Raw genomic sequence first — 17,004 nt, 5'->3', positions numbered from 1 at the left:
TCAGCCGCCCAGCGCGCGGTAGCGCCGCAGCGACAGCGGCAGGAACACGGCGATCAGGGCCAGCGGCCAGAGCACCGCCAGCAGCGGGTGGTGCGCGGTCACCCACGAGTCGCCGCCCCAGCCGGGGTTGCCGAACAGCGCGCGGGTGGCGCCCACGGTCGCCGACAGCGGGTTCCACTCGGCGACCGCGCCGAGCCAGCCGGGCATGGTGGACGGCGCCACGAACGCGCTGGACAGGAAGCCGAGCGGGAACTCCAGGGTCTGCACGGCGGTGACCGCGCCCGGCCCCTTCGTCACCAGGCCGAGGTAGATGCCCACCCAGGCCAGCGCGAAGCGCAGCAGCAGGACGAGCCCGAGCGCGGCGAGCGTGTCCCCGGGCCCGCCGTGTGCCCGCCAGCCGACGGCCAGGCCGGCGAGCAGCATGACGCCGAGGGTCACCACCGCGAACAGCATGTCGGCGGCGGCCCGCCCGACCAGCGGGGCCAGCCGGGACACCGGCATCGAGCGGAGCCGGTCGGTGACCCCGCGTTCGGCGTCGGCGGAGACCGCCACGGTGGTCTGGCTGATGCCGAACAGCATGGTCATGGCGAACATGCCGGGCAACAGGAACTCCCGGTAGTCACCGCCGCCGGGCACCTGGAGCGCGCCGCCGAACAGGTAGGCGAACATCAGCAGGATGAGCACGTTGAAGGCCAGCGCGCCGAGCAGCGGGCCGGGGTCGCGGCGCCACTGCGCCAGGGCGCGCAGGGTCAGCGTCAGGCTGTCGCCGGCCAGGGACGGCCGTCCCGGGCGCAGGTCGCCGCCGGCGGGCAGGGTCGCGCTGCTCACGCGGGCACCTCCTCGGTCTGGTCGGGCTCCGACGCGGGCCGGCCGGTGAGCCGGAGGAAGACCTCGTCGAGGGTGGGGCGGCGCAGCGTCACGTCGGCCACGCTCACCCCGTCGGCGTCGAGCGCCCGCAGCACCTCGGTCAGCGCGCCGGCCCGGTCGTCGACCTGGGCGCTGACGGCGCGCCGGTCGGGGTCGACGTCCGGCTCGGCGGTGGCCACCCGGCGCAGCCGCTCGGCGGCGGTGGCGAGGTCGCCGGCGTCGCGGACGACCAGGTCGATCCGGTCGCCGCCGAGGCGGGACTTGAGCGCGTCCGGGGTGCCCTCGGCGACGACCCGCCCGGCGTCGAGCACGCAGATGCGGTCGGCGAGCTGGTCGGCCTCGTCGAGGTACTGCGTGGTGAGCAGCACTGTGGTGCCGGCCCGGACCAGGTCCCGGACCGCCTCCCACACCTCGTTGCGCCCGCGCGGGTCCAGCCCGGTGGTCGGCTCGTCGAGGAAGAGCACCGACGGCGCGAGGATCATGCCGGCGGCCAGGTCGAGGCGACGGCGCATGCCGCCGGAGTAGGTGCGGACCGGTCGGTCGGCGGCGTCGGTGAGCCCGAACCGGTCCAGCAGCTCGGCGGCGCGGGCGCGGGCCCGGGCCCGGCCGAGGTGGAACAGCCGGCCGAAGATCACCAGGTTCTGCCGGCCGGTGAGCGCCTCGTCCACGGCCGGGTGCTGCCCGACCAGGCCGATGCGGTAGCGCACCTGGTCGGGCCGGCGGGCCACGTCGAAGCCGGCGACCTCGGCCCGCCCGGCCTCGACGCGCAGCAGGGTCGCCAGGGTCCGCACCGCCGTGGTCTTGCCGGCGCCGTTGGGGCCCAGCAGCCCGCAGACCGTGCCGGGCGGCACCCGCAGGTCGAACCCGTCCAGCGCGGCCGTGTCGCCGTACCGCTTGCGCAGGCCCTCCGTGATGATGGCGTGCTCCACCGTGTGCCCCCTCCGTCGACAGCCGCACTAACGTACAACGTACGGTAGTGCGTCCGCCAGCGGTGCCGGTCACTCGACGACGCGGTGCTCCCAGGCCCACACCGCGATCTCGGTGCGGTTGCGCAGACCGAGCTTGGTCTGCACCGTCGACACGTGGCTCTTGACCGTGCTCAGCGAGATGAACAGCTCGGCGCCGATCTCCAGGTTGGTCCGCCCACGGGCGATCTCCCGCACCACCTCCACCTCCCGGGCGGACAGCGCCGGCAGCCGCGCGTCGGGTTTCGGCGCGGGCGGGGCCAGGTGCCGCAGCAGCCGCACCGTCACCGACGGCGACACCAGCGCGTCGCCCTGGTGGGCGGCGCGGACCGCCTCGACCAGCAGCGCCGGACCGGCGTCCTTGAGCAGGAACCCGGCCGCGCCGCCGCGCAGCGCGCCGTAGACGTACTCGTCGAGGTCGAACGTGGTCACCACGACCACCCGCAGCGGGTCGACCACACCCGGCCCGGCCAGGGCCCGGGTCACCTGGAGACCGTCCAGCCTGGGCATCCGGATGTCCACCAGGCACACGTCGGGACGCAGCCGGCGAGCCTGCGCGATCGCGTCCACGCCGTCGGCGGCCTCGGCGACCACGACGATGTCCGGCTGGTCCTCCAGGATCAGCCGCAGCCCACCCCGGATCATCGCCTGGTCGTCGGCGAGCAGCACCCGGATGGTCACGCGGACCGCCCGTCGCGCGGCGGCAGGACGGCCCGCACCGACCAGCCGCCGGCCGGGCCGGGGCCGGCGCGCAGCGTGCCGCCCAGCGCCTCGACCCGCTCCCGCATGCCGATGAGCCCGTAGCCGCCCCGGTGGGCCGCCGGCGCCGGCGGCCCGTCGTCGGTCACCTCGACCACGACGCCGGCGGGCTCCTCGTCCACTGTGACGGTCACCGTCCGCGCGTGCGGGGCGTGCCGGGCCACGTTCGTCAGGGCCTCCCGGACCACTCGGTAGACACTGCTGGTGATCTCCGGCGGCCAGGACGGCTCCGGGTCGGGCAGGCGCAGCCGCACCGGCGGCCCCTGCCGGCCGAAGCGGTCGACCAGCGCCTCGACCCGCTCCGGCCCGGCCGAGGCGGGCGGTCCGTCCTCGGTGTCGCGCAGCAGCCCGACCAGGCGGCGCATGGCCCGCAGCGCCTCGCCGCCGGCGGACTCGATGCCGGCCAGCGACTCGGTCGCCCGCGCCGCGTCCCGCCGGGCGACCAGGTTCGCGGCCTGCGCCTGCACCACCATGCCGGTCACGTGGTGGGCCACCACGTCGTGCAGCTCCCGGGCCAGCTCCCGCCGTTCGTCCCGGCGTACCCGCTCGGCCGCGGCCCGGGCCCGCTCGTCCCGCAGCCGAGCCGCGAGCCCGGCCGCGACGCCGACGAGCCAGGCCAGCGAGTACACCGCGACCACGCCGGACCCGCCCGCGCCGGACCGCATCGCGAGCCACGCGCCGACGACCACCGCCAGCCCGGCCCCGGCGACCACGGCGGCGGGCGCCGGCGCGAGCACGCGCACCGCCGTGCCGACCAGGACCGCCGACGCCAGCGCCAGCGCCGGGCCGGGCTCGGTCGGCAGCTCGAACAGCCGGGCCGAGGCGACGGCCAGCCCGGTCACCGCCAGTCCGGCCGCCGCCGTCCACGCCGGCTGCCGACGGCGGACCAGAGCCAGCGCGCCGACCACGACGGCGGCGGCGCCGCCGACGAGCCAGTACCGCAGGCCCCAACTCGCGGCGATCGCCACCGCCTGGACACCGATCGCGGCGACCAACGCCACCGCGAGCCCCGTCGTGGCCGCCACCCGTCGCACACCCATGCCCAGCACGGTAGGAGATCGCCGGCCGCCACGAACCGGCCGAAAGGAGGGTCACCGGCGGGCCGGGACCCTGCTCCGGACCGATGCCGGCCGCCCCCGCCGTGCCCAGGATGAGCCGCATGAACCCACCACCCGTCCTGCACGCCGAGCGGCTGACCAAACGGTACGGCCGCCGCACCGCGCTGGCCGACTGCGACCTGAGCGTCCCGCGCGGACACGTGGTCGGCCTGGTCGGCCCCAACGGCGCCGGCAAGTCCACCCTGCTGCAACTGGCCTGCGGCCTGATCACGCCGACCTCGGGCACGCTGTCGGTGCTCGGCTCGCCGCCGGCGGCGGACGCCGCGCACCTGGCCCGGGTCGGCTTCGTCGCCCAGGACACCCCCGTGTACGCCTCCCTGACCGTCGCCGAACACCTGCGGATGGGTGCCTGGCTGAACCCGTCCTGGGACGCCGCGCTGGCCCGCCGGCGGATCACCGAGGCCGGCCTGGACCCGGGGCAGAAGGCGGGCCGGCTCTCCGGCGGCCAGCGCGCGCAGCTCGCGCTGACGATCGCCGCCGCGAAACGCCCCGAGCTGGTCGTCCTCGACGAGCCGGCCGCCGCGCTGGACCCGCTGGCGCGCCGCGACTTCCTGCGCGGTCTGGTCGACTTCGTGCGGGAACTCGGCGCCACCGCCGTGCTCTCCTCGCACCTGCTGGGTGACGTGGCGCAGGTCTGCGACCACCTGGTCGTGCTCTGCGACGGGCGGGTGCAGGTGGCCGGCCCGGTCACCGACCTGCTCGCCACGCACCACCGGGTCGACGACCCCGCCGCCGCGCCCGCCGGGGCCGAGGTGGTCTGGGCCGAACCCGGCCGCGTCGTGGTCCGGGGCCCGGCCGTACGCGGCGGCGCGCCGGTGCCGCTGGAGGAGCTGGCCCTGGCGTACCTGTCCCGGGCCGCCCACCCGGCGGGCGCGGCGGTGACCCGATGATCCGGTTCACGCTGCGCCAGTTCCGCCTCCCGGCCCTCGCCGGCCTGCTCCTGCTGGCCCTCGCCGGCGCCGGGCTGCTGCGCCTCGGCGCGGACGTCCGTGCCGTCCCCGACCCGGCCCGGCTACCCGACCGGTACGCCCAGACGATGCTCTTCCTCGCCGGCGGGTTCGCGCTGGTGCCGGCGCTGCTCGGCGCGTTCTGGGGCGCGCCGCTGGTCGCCCGGGAGCTGGAGACCGGCACCCACCGGCTGGTGTGGAACCAGAGCGTGCCGCGCACCCGCTGGCTCACCGTCAAGCTGGCGGTCGCCGGGCTGGCCGCCGCGCTCGTCGCCGGGGCGCTCAGCGCGGCGCTCACCTGGGCGGCCGCCCCGGTGGACCGGGTGGCCGGCGACCGGTTCAGCACCGTGCTGTTCGGCGCGCGCGGCCTCGCGCCGGTCGGGTACGCGGTGTTCGCCCTCGTCCTCGGCGCGGTCACCGGGCTGCTGCTGCGCCGCACCCTCCCGGCGATGGCGGTGGTGTTCCTGGTGGTCATCGCCGTGCAGCTCGCGGTGCCGAACCTGCTGCGCCCGCACTACCTGCCGCCGGAGCGGGTCACCGTGCCGATGACCGCCGACGCGGTCAACCGGGCCCGGAACCTGGGCAGCATCACCGGCGGCCCGGTCGTCGGCGGGCTCGACGTGCCGGGCGCCTGGGTCACCGACATCAGCCCGCTGCGCACCGCCGACGGGCGGCAGCTCTCCGACGCCGCGTTCGGGGCCTGCTTCCGCGACCCGCCCCGCACCGGCGCCACCGGCACGTTCGGCGACACCGCCGTGTGCCTCGGCGCACTCGACCTGCACGTGGACCTGGCCTACCAGCCCAACCGGCGGTTCTGGCCGTTCCAGTGGATCGAGCTGGCGCTCTACCTCGGCGCGGCCGGCCTGCTGGCGGCGCTCGGCCGGTGGCAGGTGCGGCGACGCGCCGGCTGAGCGGACGATGCGGGCGCCACGCGGCGCCCGCACCGCCGTGCCTACCGCTTCAGCAGCGCCCGCAGCGCCGCGACGACCTCGTCCGGGGCCGACTCGGCCAGGAAGTGCCCGGCCGTGGTGGTGCGGTGCTCCAGGTGCGGCGCCCAGGCCCGCCACACCGCCTCGGCGTCGTAGCCGAGCGCCGCGCCCCAGTCCTGCTGGATCACGGTGACCGGCATGGTCAGCCGCCGGCCGGCGTCCCGGTCCGCCCGGTCGTGCGCCACGTCGATCCCGGCCGAGGCCCGGTAGTCGGCCACGATCGAGTCGACCGCCTCGCGGGAGGCCCGCAGGTACTCGGCGCGCACGTCGGCCGGCATCGCCGCCGGGTCGCCGCCCCAGGCGTCGAGGAAGTGGCCGAAGAACGCGTCCGCGCTGGCCGCGATCATCTGCTCGGGCAGGCCCGGCGGCTGGGCCATCAGGTAGAGGTGGAACGCCACCGACGCGGACGCGCCGTGCAGCACGTCCCACATGTCGAGGGTGGGCAGCACGTCCAGCGACGCCAGGTGGGTGACCACGTCCGGGTGGTCCAGGCCGGCGCGCACCGCGACCAGGGCGCCCCGGTCGTGCCCGGCCAACGCGAACCGGTCGTGGCCGAGCGCGCGGGCCAGGGCCACCACGTCGGCGGCCATGGTCCGCTTGGCGTACGTGTCCTCGCCTCGCGCGGCCGGCTTGTCGCTGGCGCCGTAGCCGCGCAGGTCCGGGCAGATCACGGTGTGCTCGGCGGCCAGGTCGGCGGCGACGTGCCGCCACATCAGGTGGGTCTGCGGGAAGCCGTGCAGCAGCACGACCGGGCTGCCGGAGCCGCCCACGGCGACGTTCAACGCCACGCCCTCGGCGACGGTGACGCGCTGGTAGTCGAATCCTGCGATTGCGGTGGTCATCTCGGTGCCTCTCTCCTTCGTCGTACCGGCCCAGCGTGGCGGCGCCGGATGAGCAACCGATGAGCGCGGTACGGTGACCCAGGTCGGGAAGGGGGCGTCGGTGCAGGTCGGCTTCGGTGTGCTGGGGCCGGTGACGGCCTGGGACGACGCCGGTGGACCGGTCGACCTGAAGGGTCCCCGGCACCGCGCCGTGCTGGCCCGGCTGGTCGTCGCCCGGGGCCGGGTGGTGCCGGTCGACCACCTCGTCGACGACCTGTGGGACGACCCGCCACCGGGCGCGGTGGGCGCGGTCCGCACGTTCGTGGCCGCGCTGCGCCGGGGCCTGGAGCCGCGGCGGGCGCCCCGCGAGCCGGCCCGGCTGCTGGTCACCGGGGGACCCGGGTACGCGCTGCGTGCCGCCCCCGACGCGGTGGACGCCTGGCGGTTCGAGGACACGGTGAACGCCGCCGCCGACGCGCTCCCCCGGGCCACGCTCGACCGCCTCGACGAGGCGCTGAGCTGGTGGCGCGGGCCCGGGTACGCCGACGTGGACCGGCCGTGGGCGCGCGCCGAACGTTTCCGGCTGGACCAGGTGCGGCTGACCGCGGTGGAACGGCGCGCCGAGGCGCTGCTGACGCTCGACCGGGCCGCCGACGCCGTACCGGACCTCGACGCGCACGTGGCCGAGCACCCGTGGCGGGAGGACGGCTGGCGGCTGCTGGCGCTGGCCCTCTACCGGGCCGGGCGGCAGGCCGACGCGCTGGCCGTGCTGCGCCGGGCCCGCGAGCTGCTGCGCGAGCAGCTCGGCCTCGACCCGGGGCCGCGCCTGCGCCGGTTGGAGACCGACCTGCTGCGCCAGGTCGACCCGGATCCGGCCGGGCCCGCGCGGGTCTGGGCGGAGACCGCCGCCGCGTACGAGCGCAGCGTGGTGCCCGGCGCGCGGGCCCGGATCGAGTCCACCGTCGGCCTGCTGCGCAGCCTCGCGGTGACCGGGGCGGGCGGCCTGGAGGCGGCCCGGGACCAGCGAGAGGCGGCCATCACCGCCGCCGAGCACCTGGGCGACCCGGAGTTCACCGCGCGGGTGATCGGCGGGTACGACGTGCCCGCGATCTGGACCCGGTCGGACGACCCGGAGCAGGCGGCGCGGGTGGTCGCGGCGGCCGAGCGGGCGCTGGCCGGCCTGGCCCCGGACGCGCCGGAGGCCACCCGGGCCCGGCTGCTCGCCACCGTGGCGGTCGAGTCGCGGGGTGGCGGGTCGGCGCGCGCGCCCGCGGCGGCCCGGGAGGCGGAGGCGATCGCCCGGCGCCTGGCCGACCCGGCCCTGCTGGCGCAGGCGCTCAACGGCGTGTTCATGCAGACGTTCCACCGCGCCGGGCTGGCCGCCGAGCGGGACACGATCGGCGCGGAACTGGTCACGCTGGCCGCCCGGCACGGCCTGGCCCCGGTCGAGATCCTCGGCCACCTGATCCGGGTGCAGGCGCGCGGCGCGCTCGCCGACTTCACCACCGCCGACGCGCACGCCGACGCGGCGGACCGGCTCGCCGCCCGGCACGAGAGCCCGCTCGTCGGCGTGTTCACGGGCGGCTACCGGGCCATGCGGACCGCCGCCACCGGCGCCGCGTACCCGGAGGCGGAGGCGGTGTACCGGTCGTGGGCGACCGCGCTGGCCGGCTGCGGAATGCCCGGCGTGGAACGGGGACTGCTGCCGCTGGCGCTGCTCTGCCTGCGGGTGTGGCACGACCTGCCCGCCGACTTCCCCGACGACACCGACTGGGGCCCGTACGCGCCGTGGGCCCGCCCGCTGGTGCTGCTCGCCGCCGGGCGGCGCGACGAGGCGGCCGGCGCGCTGCGCCGGACCCCGGAACCGCCCCGCGACCTGCTGCTGGAGGCGATGTGGTGCCTCACCGGCCGGGCCGCCGTGACGCTCGGCGACCGGGACGCGATGCGGCGGGCTCGGGCCGCGCTCGCCCCGGCCGCGGGCGAGCTGGCCGGCGCCGGCAGCGGGATGCTCACCGTCGGACCGGTCGCCGCGCACCTGGACCGGCTCACCGCCGCCCTGTCGGAGGAGCCAGGGTGACTCCGTCGACCCCGGCCCGCCGGGTCGCCGCGCCCGCCGGGCCCGAGGCCGGGCGCCGCCGGGGCGGGTCGTCCGGCCACCGCCACCAGATGCCGTAGGCGCAGTCGGGATCCGGTCGCCGCAGGGTCACCTCGTAGACGACCTTTCCCGTGACGCAGTCGCCGCGGGGCTCGCAGGGCGTGCGGGCCACCTCCTGGCGACTGGAACCCGACCGGGTTCTCCGCCACACCACCTGCCACGCCTCGGCGGGCGCGTCCACACGGTCGAACTGCACCCGCACGGACAGCTTCCGGACCCGGCGCTCCTCGCAGCTCTCCCGGTAGTAGGGCTTCATGGGCGCGTACACGTCCTCGAACACCTGCCTGATCCCGACGCTCACCCGACGACCCCGGGCGAGCGGACCGAGCAGGTACAACCATCGGTAGACCCGCCCGTCCTCCTCGGCCACGGCGCCGTCGAGCAGGCGGTGCTCCGGGAACAGCGACGTCGCCTCCTCGACCACCCGGTTCTGTCCACTCCAGTGGGACCGGACGCCCACCAGACGGATCTGCCGGGTGGCCCGGACCCGTTGCCGCCGCGTGTAGGCGTAGCGGTGGTGGTCCCGACCGTCGTCGCCCCTGACCCGGGTGACGACCAACGACCCGTCCAGTTCCTCGATCAGGAAGTCCGGCGGGCGGTAGACGCAGCGCACGTAGTAGGTCGCCACCGAGGCGGCGAACAGAAGCGCCGCGAGGACGGCGAGGGTCGCCGGTGGGAGGCGCAGCGCGACGAGCCACGTGGTCCCGACGCCGTACACCGTCACGAGCGCCGTGCCGGCGAGGACGACGAGCTGAAGCAGGTCGGAACTCTGGCGGGCGAGGCGGGCGGGGGTGCTGTCCAGCAGTCTCCGCAGGCTCATCGGTCCTCCCGGGCGCCACCTCGTCGGCGGGAAAGCCACCGACGGTCCGTCCAGTCCACACAATCCCAGGAGTCGACGGGTGAGCCAGCGGTCACGGACGTCACTCAGCACTCACTCCGAGTGCCACCACCGCCCGTCGGCGCCGGCGGCACCCGGCCTTCCGGCAACGGCGCTAGGGTGCGGCGATGGACGAGCTGAGGGACCTGTTCCGCCGGGCCGCCGACCACGCGGCCGACTACCGCCGGTCGCTGCCGGACCGACCGGTCGCACCACCGGTCGACCAGGCCGCGCTGACCCGCGCGTTCGCCGTTGCGCTGCCGGCCGCGCCGACCCCGCCCGAGCGGGTGCTCGCCGACCTGGTCGCCGCCGCCGAGCCCGGTCTCGTCGCCACCGCCGGGCCGCGCTACTTCGGCTTCGTGGTCGGCGGCGCCTCGCCCGCCGCGACCGCCGCCGACATGCTCGCCGCCGGCTGGGACCAGATCGCGTTCAACCCGGTCACCTCGCCGGCCGCCGTCGCCGCCGAGACGGCCGCCGGCGGCTGGCTCAAGGACCTGCTCGGCATCCCGGCGACCGCGTCGGTCGGCTTCGTCACCGGCGGGCAGGCGGCCAACACCGCCGGCCTCGCCGCCGCCCGGCACCAGGTGCTCGCCGACGCCGGCTGGGACGTGGAACGCCGTGGGCTCGTCGGCGCGCCGCCGGTCCGGGTGCTCGCCGGCGCCGAACGGCACGCCACCGTCGACCGGTCGCTGCGGCTGCTCGGCCTCGGCGAGCGGCGTCAGCTGGTCAGGCCCAGCAGCTGCCGCCCGGGGAACGGACCGCCGTGCTCCCGCTCCCAGGTCGCGAGGTGACGCTTCTTCTCCTCCGACGAGGGTGCGAGGAAGTCGAAGTAGGCGAGGATCACCGTGCGGGCCTCGTCGACCGTGTACGACGCTCCCGACGGCACCGGGCCGAGGCTGTCCACGTTGACACCGGTCGGCGTGCAGCGCACCACGGCGGAGTTGCCCTCGTACTCCTCGTAGTCCGAGCGCCCGGACATCACGTCGTCGATGCACTGCAGCAGCTCGATGCAGTCCGGGGCGTAGGTCTGGATGTCGCTGACGAGCTGGGAGGCGAAGGGGCGGAAACGCGCGTCACCGCTGGTCATGGTGGGCGCGCCGTTCTGATTGCGCCCGAACTGGATGTCACCCACAGCTAGCGTCCCCCCACCGGCCAAGCCGAGTACCACGTCGTGCCACCGGGATTGTAGAAGCCCTCGACGAGCAGCCCGTTCGCCCTCCCCTGCCACTTGTTGGGGTCGTCCGGGTGCGGGCCGCCGGACCGGAACGCGCCTTCGATCGTCTCGTCGACCCGCTGCGGTGTCCAGTTGTCCGGGAAGAAGGTGCTCGAACCGCGCTTCTGGCGCCAGACGCCGCCGTCGTCCTGCACGTCGACGCGGGCGCGGTACGTGCCGTCGGCGTGCCGTTCGAGAATCATCTCGCGGCCGTCGGCGTCGACGCGGACCCGGGCACCCGGCGGGTTCTCCCCCATGAACCGGTGGTGGAAGCCGGTGCCCCGGGGCGGAGTGGCGTTGGTGTTCACGTGGCCGCGGAAGATGTGCGCGTAGCGGCGGTGCCGTACCCGGGCCCGGAGCCACTTCTCCACCGGCGTGAAGAGACCGGCTTTTCCCCGCTTACCCACCGAGCACCGCTTCGGTGGCCAAGTTCAGCAGCTGGTCGATGAGGACGCCGGTGATGAGTTTGAAGATCGGGATCTCCAGCAGAGAGGCCCCGAACGTGACCGCCGCCGTGGCGACCGCCTGCGCGATCTGAATGGCCAGGAGCGTCAGCTGCACGATCACATTGATCTTCAACGCGAGGACGATCCCGGCGCACACCATGAGCCCCGTTCCGATGAGCGCTGCCGCGGAGGCCCCGTCGTCCAGATTGGTCTTCGCCGAGTCGGCGGCCTGCCAGCTCGTCTGGAAACGTTCGATGGCGTCGTCGCGGTTCCGGGTCCACATCTGCTGCGCCGACCGGTCGGCGTCGGCCACCGGCGTCCGGAGCCGGTCCGGGAAGGCGAGCCACGCCTGGCCCATCTCCAGCAGCTTCGTCTCGTCGGCCTCGGGCCAGGTGTAGCCGAGCATGCCGAGCAGGGACACCAGTTCTCCGGGCAGGGTCATCCCCATGTCAGCCGAGCACCTCACGGAAGCGGCCGAGGCTCTCGGTGATCATGCGTTCGGTCTCCTGGTAGTTGAGGCCCATCACCCGGCTCAGCTTCCCGATGTCCTCGATCTCGACGAGGTTCGCGTCGTAGCTCTCCAGCGCCAGGTCGCGGATCGTCTCGTAGACCATCCCGATGAGCGAGCCGAGGTCGTCGTTGCCCCACGGGGTGCCGAAGGCCGCCAGCTCGGCGTCGAACGCGGACAGCGCGGCACGCATGCGCTGCGCCGAGGCGACGATGTCGTCGCCCGCACCGATGATCGATTCGGGATCGATATCGATCTCACGGGCCATCAGCGCTCCCCGCCGTCGGTCATCGTCCCGGTTCCCGGATGGTCTGCATCACGCCGGTCAGCGCGCCGGTGAGCGCGGACATCTGGCGGACGCTGGCCTCCTGAAGCTCGCGCAGCCGCGCGTCGAGCGCGGCCGAGCCGATCCCCTCCGGCGCTGCGGCCTGGGGAATCTGCTCCAACGCGCGGTTGACGGCGAGCACCAACGACTCTCCGAGCTCCACCGAGGTCAGCTGGCGGAGCGGGCGGGTGACCTCCAGGCGAGTCAGCCGAGCCGCGCCGTCGACCTCCGCGCGCACGTTGCCGGCGTCATCGGACCCGCTCCACCGCTCGGCCCCGTTGGCGTCGGCCGTCCCGCCGGGCGCCGCGCTGAGCACGTCCATGACCTGGTGCAGGAGGTCCGCCGACCCGTTCGCCGGAAGGTCCCCGCCGAGCCCGGTCGCCGGACCGGCCTTGGCGACGGCCTCGGCGATCGCGCTGTGGAGACGGCGCATCGCCAACTCGCTCTCGGCGAGGACGGCCCCGAGGCTTCCGGCCAGCGCGGGCAGATCGGGTGCCGCTTCGCTGCTCGCCAGGCTGCCGCGGGACGCCGTCAGCGCGTCGTTCACCGCCTGCTCGACCAGGCGGCCCAACTCGTCCTCGGACAGCCGCATCAACGGCGCCGCCAGATCCACGGAGCGCAGCCGCCCGTCCTCCGCCGTCACCTCGACCTGACCGTCGGCGGCGAGGCCTCGCGCCTCGGCGGTGACGCCGGCGTGATACTCACCGGCGCGCAGGGTCGACAGCTCTTCGCGGTAGCCGGAGACGCGCGCCGCGTAGTCGTCGGCCGTGGCGTCCTGTGTCATGCCGTTGCCTCCCCGTCACGGTCAACCAGACCCTAGCAACGGCCGGCGCGACGGGATGTCCCTCCACAAGGGAGTTCACCTGTCACCGCGATGCCACGGGGCCCACACGCAGCGCGACGGGTTGCTACCGTGTCGGTCACCCCTGTCCTCCGAGGAGGGTTGTCATGTGGGCGGACGAGGCCGCGCTGGACGCGGCGGCACGACGGCTCGACGAGTGGGAGTCGTCCCTCGCCGACCGGGCGACCCGCGCCCGTGACCTGTCCGCGCGCACGCAGGCGCTGACCGGCACCGCCCGCAGCGCCGACGGCCTGGTCGAGGTCACCGTCGACCCGTCCGGGTCGCTGGCCGACCTCCGGCTGGACGAGCGCACCCGGCAGCACTCCGCCGCCCACACCGCCCGACAGATCCTGGCCACCGCCCGGGCGGCCCGCACCGACCTGCTGCGACACCTCACCGAGGCGACCACGCAGGCCCTCGGCGAGGACGACCCGGCCGCACGCGCGATCGTCGAGAGCCACCGGCGACGGCTCGACCCCGACGCTGGCGCGCCGGATGCCGGGCGGTGAGGGCCTCCAGGTCGACCCGGACGACCTGACCGCCCACGCCGGCCACCTGCATCGCTGCGCCGACCGCATCGACACCGCGCGCGGCGCCGGCCAGCAGGTCCGGTTGAGCGCCGACGCGTACGGGCAGCTCTGCGCGATCATGCCGCTTTTGCTCGACGGCCTCCAGCGCACCCTGACCGACGGCATCGGCACCGCCGCCGCCTCGGTCCGCGACACCGCCGACAAGGTCCGCGCCGGCGCCGAGCGCTACCGCGCCTCCGACACCCACGCCGCCCACCTGCTGGACCGGGTGCGGCAGCGGCGGTGACCACCAACCCGCTGGTCGCCACCGCGACGGACGCCGGCCCCAGCGCCTGGGCCGGCGTGTGGATCTGCGAGGACATCGAACTCATCGCCCAGGGCGTCCGCACCGGCAGCTGGATCGACGGCGGCCTCGGCGTGGTCAGCGCCGGCCTGGACGCGCTCGCTCTGGTGTCCGACCCGGCCGGCGCGCTCCTGCAGTACGGCATCGCCTGGCTCATCGAGCACGTCCGGCCGCTCAGCGAGGCCCTGGACTGGCTCGCCGGCGACCCGGCCGCCATCACCGCGCACGCCCAGACCTGGCGCAACGTCGCCGCGTCGTTGCGCGAGGACGCCGCCGAGCTGGCGCACGCCGTCCGCACCGAGGTCGCCGGTTGGACCGGGACCGCCGCCACCGGCTACCGCCGCTGGGCCGGCGAGCAGCAACAGGCGATCACCGGGCTGGCGCAGGGCGCCGAGGCGATGGCCGCGGTCACCGAGGGCGCCGCCGGCCTGGTCGCGGCCGTGCGACTGCTGGTCCGCGACGCCGTCGCCGCCTGTGTGTCCCGCCTGATCGTGTACGCGACCGAACTGGTCGCCACGGCCGGGCTCGCGACGCCGCTGGTCGTCGAGCAGGTGACCACGACGGTGGCGTCGTGGGGAGCGCGGATCGCACGGCTGGTGCGGGGGTTGTTGGCCAGCCTGCGGCGGTTGATGCCGGAGGTGCGACGGCTCGGCGACCTGATCGAGAAGCTGAAGGAGGCGCTCGGACGGCTCATCCCCCGCCGCCCGCCGGAAGGTTCGGGGAATGGCCCGTCCGACCCGCGTGAGGGCGGTTCTGGGCCTCGATCTCTCGATTTCGACCCGGGCAAGCAACACGGGCCGCTCGGGGTTGACTTCCGTCCGGGAGTGGACGACCCCCGCGGCCTGTTCGAGGAGAAGGAGCGCGCCATCGCCGACCGCCTCGGCGACGAGGGCGACATGGTCCACCCCAGAGAGCGGAACGACGGTGTATACAAGCTCAAGAATCCAGACGCAATGGTGCGGTCCGGGCCGGGTGATCCGGGGGTCGTCACCGAGTTCAAGACGCTCGAAGTCTCCAGTAGCGAATCGGTTCGCCGTAACATCTTGACAGCAGGCAAGCAGGTGGCTCAGACCGGAGGCGGCGACCTGGTCATCGACGGCCGCGCGGTGGGTCTGGGTGAGGAGGATGCGCGGCGGGGCTTCGCCCGAGCGCTTGGGCAGCATCACCAGCACGGCAGCGCCCTGCCTGGTCAGGTTCGCATCGTTCTGGGCGACAATCGAATACTCACACTTCCTGAATGATCACGGTGCTCACATGTCTACGTTGGAACACATATTCATCCATACGCAGAAACCACTTGGCAGGGTCGCTGACCGGATCGCCTCAACCGTCGGCATGAAGACCTCAGTCGGGCCCGAAAATGCGATCTATCTCAGCCGTCCCGCCCAATGCGATCCGAGTCGGGAAGTCGGCGGTGAGGTGGCCCTCAACTACCTCGCCTATCCATCCGATGTTCCTGAGGAACAGTCTCTCCTGGATGCCTACGAAATCATGTGGGACTTCGGATACACCGGCAGGAACCGCGACATCCAACTAACCGAGGCCCGCAAGGTCTTCGAGCAACTCTCCGCCGCACGACTGTGGCCAGTGGCGTTGGTCGGAGGTCTCGACTCTCTGGTTGCTGCCTGGGATCCCAATCTGGGGCTCACCTGGTTTCCACCGGGCACCTCGCCCGATGCGGTCGATCGCCCTGCCTGGCAAGGCTATCTGGCCCATCTGAAGGCCTGAAGTCCGCTCACTCCACTGGATGCCCGGCGGGGGTTTGGCCCGGAACCACCGGCCGGATCGGTGCTGAGGCGAGAAGGACTAGCGCACGCACTGGAGCACGAAAGGGTCCGGTCAGGCCGGAGATGGGTTTGATGGCCGCCTTTGACGAGTGGCTCGCCGCCTATGACGTCGTGTACCGCGCCCTACCCGCTTCGTCCGATCTACCCTGCCCCACCTGCGACCACCGCACTCTACGTATGGTGTTCACGGGTCCCCCGGCTGCCGGATATGGCTACGTCTCGTTCTGGTGCGACACCTGTCTCGAGGGCATCCACGTGTCCCGTGCGCCAGTTCCCGCCGGTGTGGCGGCACGGCCGATCGACACACCCGACGAGGAACGCGGTCGAGACATCCCGAACTATCGACTGGTGACGTAGTGGAAGCCGGCGCGACCGCCCTTCGCTGATCATCACCATCTCGTTCCCGCCGAAGTGAGCACACCCGTGGAGCTGTACGACCCGGTCGAACTCAGGGCCGCCGTTCCGGAGGAGAACCTGCCCGCCGGGGCGGTCGGTACCATCGTGCACGTGTTTCACCGGCCCGAGTTCGCGTACGAGGTGGAGTTCACCGACGAGGACGGCCGGATGCTCAGCAGCGTGGCTCTCACCCCGGACAAGATCCGACAGGCCGAGGCTGCCGACCTCGGACAGCACCCGCAACGGATGCTCTTCGCCAGTTAGCCATGCACTGGCGGGACCGAGTGGATGGCGGCTGACGACGCAGGAGCTACCCGTCGGTCATGGGCCAGGTGGGCGGGGGCGGTCCGAACGCGCGGCGACCGGCGCGTACCGCCAGGGTGGCGAGAGCGGCGTTCGCGCCACCACCGATCAACGCGCCGATACCGAACGGCGCCACTCGGCCGAGAACGATGATTCCCTGCTTGGTCCCGTACTTGGTGACGAAGTGCTTCCCCAGGACCTTGTTGATCTGCTTCAACGTCTCGCCGGGCACCTTTGCGACGATCTGGCGTCCCCAGTGCTGCCCGGTGCGCTCGGCGACCTTGCTGATGGTGGCGGAGCCGGAACCGCCGAGCATGATTCCCATGACGATCGTGCGGCGACGTTCGATCTCGTCGATGCGGACTCCGTGGACTTCGGCGATCGAGAGCGCGAAGAGGGCGCTCAGTTCGAGGGAGGAGAGAGCCTCGCCGGCCGAGAGCGCCAGGGCGACGCCGGTGCCGACGCCGGGCGCGGCCGCCGCTCCGCCCACCGCCGCACCCGTCCCGGTCAGTGCGCTGATGTACATCCGTTCCAGGTTTCGGATCACCTGTTCAGGCGTGGCCTCGGGGTTCCGTTGGCGGGCCCGGGCGATGTTCTTGGCCACCAGTGGGCTCTGGATGGCGATGGCCTTGTCCAACAGGGCGAGGACTCGCTGCCCAGGTACGGCCTCCTCGGTAACCGGTCCGTCGAGGGCATCTGTCGCCATTATGAAGAACTCCTTCGACCATCAGTTCCGACCGAGCCTCTATTCGATCAGCGAAGTGGACCTTGCGCCAGATCGTTGATCTGCAGAAAGTGGACGCTGAACAGTCAC

Annotated in this window: 21 protein-coding genes; 9 read left to right on the top strand and 12 right to left on the bottom strand. The window is 74.1% G+C overall.

Annotation, left to right across the window (positions count from 1 at the left end; translation table 11 throughout):
* The 4 genes from ACN27B_RS24550 to ACN27B_RS24535 form a co-directional block, all read right to left on the bottom strand.
* Positions 1–828, bottom strand: coding sequence for an ABC transporter permease (locus ACN27B_RS24550; protein ID WP_253866460.1), 828 nt, complete (start codon positions 826–828; stop codon positions 1–3).
* The gene (locus tag ACN27B_RS24545; protein ID WP_422741644.1) at positions 825–1,796 is read right to left on the bottom strand and encodes an ATP-binding cassette domain-containing protein; all 972 of its coding nucleotides are present in this window, start codon (positions 1,794–1,796) and stop codon (positions 825–827) included. The genes ACN27B_RS24550 and ACN27B_RS24545 overlap by 4 nt, the downstream gene beginning before the upstream one ends.
* A 69-nt stretch (positions 1,797–1,865) precedes the next feature.
* Positions 1,866–2,513 (bottom strand): response regulator, encoded by a 648-nt coding sequence (locus tag ACN27B_RS24540; RefSeq protein ID WP_099161049.1) that lies wholly within the window; start codon positions 2,511–2,513, stop codon positions 1,866–1,868.
* Positions 2,510–3,631 (bottom strand): sensor histidine kinase, encoded by a 1,122-nt coding sequence (locus tag ACN27B_RS24535; protein ID WP_422741643.1) that lies wholly within the window; start codon positions 3,629–3,631, stop codon positions 2,510–2,512. Before ACN27B_RS24535 ends, ACN27B_RS24540 begins: the two co-directional genes overlap by 4 nt.
* A 119-nt stretch (positions 3,632–3,750) precedes the next feature.
* Between ACN27B_RS24535 and ACN27B_RS24530 the strand changes: the two genes are divergently transcribed.
* Positions 3,751–4,599 carry an ABC transporter ATP-binding protein gene (locus ACN27B_RS24530; protein ID WP_396823474.1) on the top strand — a complete coding sequence of 283 codons (849 nt, stop codon included), beginning with the start codon at positions 3,751–3,753 and terminating at the stop codon, positions 4,597–4,599.
* Positions 4,596–5,567 carry a transmembrane transport protein gene (locus ACN27B_RS24525; RefSeq protein WP_422741642.1) on the top strand — a complete coding sequence of 324 codons (972 nt, stop codon included), beginning with the start codon at positions 4,596–4,598 and terminating at the stop codon, positions 5,565–5,567. Before ACN27B_RS24530 ends, ACN27B_RS24525 begins: the two co-directional genes overlap by 4 nt.
* 41 nt (positions 5,568–5,608) lie before the next feature.
* Here ACN27B_RS24525 and ACN27B_RS24520 read toward each other — a convergent pair whose 3' ends face one another.
* Complete coding sequence (locus ACN27B_RS24520) at positions 5,609–6,487, bottom strand: alpha/beta fold hydrolase (RefSeq protein ID WP_422741641.1); 879 nt, start codon at positions 6,485–6,487, stop codon at positions 5,609–5,611.
* Positions 6,488–6,560: 73 nt separating this feature from the next.
* Here ACN27B_RS24520 and ACN27B_RS24515 point away from each other — a divergent pair, with 73 nt between their 5' ends.
* Positions 6,561–8,543 carry an AfsR/SARP family transcriptional regulator gene (locus ACN27B_RS24515; RefSeq protein ID WP_422741640.1) on the top strand — a complete coding sequence of 661 codons (1,983 nt, stop codon included), beginning with the start codon at positions 6,561–6,563 and terminating at the stop codon, positions 8,541–8,543.
* On the opposite strand, the gene ACN27B_RS24510 is transcribed toward ACN27B_RS24515, so the two are convergent.
* Entirely contained in the window at positions 8,512–9,441 is a 930-nt protein-coding gene (locus tag ACN27B_RS24510) for a hypothetical protein (RefSeq protein WP_422741639.1), read from the bottom strand. The genes ACN27B_RS24515 and ACN27B_RS24510 overlap by 32 nt on opposite strands.
* 185 nt (positions 9,442–9,626) lie before the next feature.
* On the opposite strand from ACN27B_RS24510, the gene ACN27B_RS24505 reads away from it, so the two are divergent.
* Positions 9,627–10,289, top strand: a complete 663-nt coding sequence (locus ACN27B_RS24505; protein WP_422741638.1) for a pyridoxal-dependent decarboxylase — start codon at positions 9,627–9,629, stop codon at positions 10,287–10,289.
* On the opposite strand, the gene ACN27B_RS24500 is transcribed toward ACN27B_RS24505, so the two are convergent.
* Genes ACN27B_RS24500 through ACN27B_RS24480 form a run of 5 tightly spaced genes read right to left on the bottom strand, consistent with a single transcriptional unit; the run spans position 10,217 to position 12,774 of the window.
* Positions 10,217–10,630, bottom strand: a complete 414-nt coding sequence (locus ACN27B_RS24500; protein WP_099161056.1) for a hypothetical protein — start codon at positions 10,628–10,630, stop codon at positions 10,217–10,219. The genes ACN27B_RS24505 and ACN27B_RS24500 overlap by 73 nt on opposite strands.
* A gap of 2 nt (positions 10,631–10,632) precedes the next feature.
* Positions 10,633–11,082, bottom strand: a complete 450-nt coding sequence (locus ACN27B_RS24495) for an EndoU domain-containing protein (protein WP_157779051.1) — start codon at positions 11,080–11,082, stop codon at positions 10,633–10,635.
* Between the two features lie 28 nt (positions 11,083–11,110).
* On the bottom strand, positions 11,111–11,605 hold the full coding sequence (locus tag ACN27B_RS24490; protein WP_422741637.1) for a hypothetical protein: 495 nt from the start codon (positions 11,603–11,605) through the stop codon (positions 11,111–11,113).
* A gap of 1 nt (position 11,606) precedes the next feature.
* Positions 11,607–11,933, bottom strand: a complete 327-nt coding sequence (locus ACN27B_RS24485; protein ID WP_099161059.1) for a hypothetical protein — start codon at positions 11,931–11,933, stop codon at positions 11,607–11,609.
* Positions 11,934–11,952: 19 nt separating this feature from the next.
* Positions 11,953–12,774, bottom strand: coding sequence for a hypothetical protein (locus ACN27B_RS24480; RefSeq protein WP_422741636.1), 822 nt, complete (start codon positions 12,772–12,774; stop codon positions 11,953–11,955).
* Between the two features lie 164 nt (positions 12,775–12,938).
* Here ACN27B_RS24480 and ACN27B_RS24475 point away from each other — a divergent pair, with 164 nt between their 5' ends.
* The 5 genes from ACN27B_RS24475 to ACN27B_RS24455 all read left to right on the top strand — a co-directional run bounded on the left by ACN27B_RS24475 (position 12,939) and on the right by ACN27B_RS24455 (position 16,151).
* The gene (locus tag ACN27B_RS24475) at positions 12,939–13,340 is read left to right on the top strand and encodes a YbaB/EbfC family nucleoid-associated protein (protein WP_099161061.1); all 402 of its coding nucleotides are present in this window, start codon (positions 12,939–12,941) and stop codon (positions 13,338–13,340) included.
* Positions 13,327–13,647, top strand: a complete 321-nt coding sequence (locus ACN27B_RS24470; RefSeq protein ID WP_422741635.1) for a type VII secretion target — start codon at positions 13,327–13,329, stop codon at positions 13,645–13,647. The genes ACN27B_RS24475 and ACN27B_RS24470 overlap by 14 nt, the downstream gene beginning before the upstream one ends.
* Positions 13,644–14,945: a hypothetical protein gene (locus ACN27B_RS24465; RefSeq protein ID WP_422741634.1), complete on the top strand. Its 1,302-nt coding sequence runs from the start codon at positions 13,644–13,646 to the stop codon at positions 14,943–14,945. The genes ACN27B_RS24470 and ACN27B_RS24465 overlap by 4 nt, the downstream gene beginning before the upstream one ends.
* Before the next feature lie 13 nt (positions 14,946–14,958).
* Complete coding sequence (locus ACN27B_RS24460) at positions 14,959–15,432, top strand: hypothetical protein (protein WP_422741633.1); 474 nt, start codon at positions 14,959–14,961, stop codon at positions 15,430–15,432.
* A gap of 470 nt (positions 15,433–15,902) precedes the next feature.
* A complete protein-coding gene (locus tag ACN27B_RS24455; RefSeq protein WP_216642337.1) occupies positions 15,903–16,151 on the top strand; it encodes a DUF4926 domain-containing protein in 249 nt (82 codons plus the stop codon).
* Positions 16,152–16,197: 46 nt separating this feature from the next.
* Here the strand turns inward: ACN27B_RS24455 and ACN27B_RS24450 are convergent, their stop codons facing one another.
* Entirely contained in the window at positions 16,198–16,896 is a 699-nt protein-coding gene (locus ACN27B_RS24450; protein WP_099164593.1) for a hypothetical protein, read from the bottom strand.
* Positions 16,897–17,004 lie beyond the last annotated feature (108 nt).

Origin of the sequence: Micromonospora sp. WMMD754, assembly GCF_049315235.1 — a bacterium.
In the GTDB taxonomy this organism is placed as follows: domain Bacteria; phylum Actinomycetota; class Actinomycetes; order Mycobacteriales; family Micromonosporaceae; genus Micromonospora; species Micromonospora sediminicola.
The sequence above is the reverse complement of the archived record's forward strand: the minus strand, read 5'-3'. Positions and strand labels throughout refer to the sequence as shown.

Coding starts and splice junctions, on each gene's coding strand:
- ACN27B_RS24450 (WP_099164593.1), bottom strand. CDS start 16,896: ATGGCGACAGATGCCCTCGACGGACCGGTTACCGAGGAGGCCGTACCT.
- ACN27B_RS24525 (WP_422741642.1), top strand. CDS start 4,596: ATGATCCGGTTCACGCTGCGCCAGTTCCGCCTCCCGGCCCTCGCCGGC.
- ACN27B_RS24490 (WP_422741637.1), bottom strand. CDS start 11,605: ATGGGGATGACCCTGCCCGGAGAACTGGTGTCCCTGCTCGGCATGCTC.
- ACN27B_RS24510 (WP_422741639.1), bottom strand. CDS start 9,441: ATGAGCCTGCGGAGACTGCTGGACAGCACCCCCGCCCGCCTCGCCCGC.
- ACN27B_RS24475 (WP_099161061.1), top strand. CDS start 12,939: ATGTGGGCGGACGAGGCCGCGCTGGACGCGGCGGCACGACGGCTCGAC.
- ACN27B_RS24470 (WP_422741635.1), top strand. CDS start 13,327: ATGCCGGGCGGTGAGGGCCTCCAGGTCGACCCGGACGACCTGACCGCC.
- ACN27B_RS24480 (WP_422741636.1), bottom strand. CDS start 12,774: ATGACACAGGACGCCACGGCCGACGACTACGCGGCGCGCGTCTCCGGC.
- ACN27B_RS24460 (WP_422741633.1), top strand. CDS start 14,959: ATGTCTACGTTGGAACACATATTCATCCATACGCAGAAACCACTTGGC.
- ACN27B_RS24505 (WP_422741638.1), top strand. CDS start 9,627: ATGGACGAGCTGAGGGACCTGTTCCGCCGGGCCGCCGACCACGCGGCC.
- ACN27B_RS24530 (WP_396823474.1), top strand. CDS start 3,751: ATGAACCCACCACCCGTCCTGCACGCCGAGCGGCTGACCAAACGGTAC.
- ACN27B_RS24485 (WP_099161059.1), bottom strand. CDS start 11,933: ATGGCCCGTGAGATCGATATCGATCCCGAATCGATCATCGGTGCGGGC.
- ACN27B_RS24535 (WP_422741643.1), bottom strand. CDS start 3,631: ATGGGTGTGCGACGGGTGGCGGCCACGACGGGGCTCGCGGTGGCGTTG.
- ACN27B_RS24520 (WP_422741641.1), bottom strand. CDS start 6,487: ATGACCACCGCAATCGCAGGATTCGACTACCAGCGCGTCACCGTCGCC.